Origin of the sequence: Streptomyces sp. XM83C (assembly GCF_023072675.1) — a bacterium.
GTDB lineage: Bacteria > Actinomycetota > Actinomycetes > Streptomycetales > Streptomycetaceae > Streptomyces > Streptomyces thermocoprophilus.
The window spans coordinates 1-237 of record NZ_JALLGL010000717.1; the positions used below are offsets into that span (position 1 = coordinate 1).

General features: G+C 71.7%; 1 protein-coding gene. It reads right to left on the reverse strand.

Features of this window, described 5'->3' with window-relative positions:
* Nucleotides 1–237 (reverse strand): transposase (locus MTQ10_RS31835; protein ID WP_247474175.1); only part of this gene is annotated, 237 nt, incomplete at both ends.

Consider the following 237-nt stretch of genomic DNA (forward strand, 5'->3'; position numbering starts at 1 on the left):
TGACGCGGTGCAGCCTGGCCCAGACTCGGTCCCGGCTCCACTGGGCGAAGCGCCGGTAGACCGTGGGCCAGGCCGGCCCGAACACCGGTGGCAACTGCCGCCACGTGCAGCCCGAGGTGGCCACGAAGATGATCGCTGCCAGGCATTCACGGTCACCGGCCCGACGTCGCCCGCCGCCCTGCGGGCGTATGACCTCCGTCGGAGGGACCACCCGCCGGAACAGCACCCACAACTCGT